Raw genomic sequence first — 258 nt, 5'->3', positions numbered from 1 at the left:
GGAGACGATGTATGCCGCAGAACACGGGCAGTCCGCGAATGATGAAATCAATATCATCGAACAAAATGCCAATTATGGCTGGCCCGATATCGAAGGGGACGAAACAGCAGATGGCTTAGAAGAGCCGTTTGCCAAAAGCGGGGCCGATGACACATGGGCGCCGAGCGGAATCGCTTTCCACGACGGCTCATTGTACATCGCGGCGCTTCGCGGGACAGCCATCAAAGTGATGGATCCGGCATCTGCAGAAATCACCGA

At 54.7% G+C, this 258-nt stretch carries 1 protein-coding gene; it reads left to right on the top strand.

The window, feature by feature from the left end:
• Positions 1-258: PQQ-dependent sugar dehydrogenase (locus tag SB775_RS31185; protein ID WP_410865148.1), on the top strand; the 258-nt coding region annotated here is incomplete at both ends.

Source organism: Peribacillus sp. SIMBA_075 (assembly GCF_046534585.1).
This window is presented reverse-complemented; position numbering and strand designations above follow the sequence as displayed.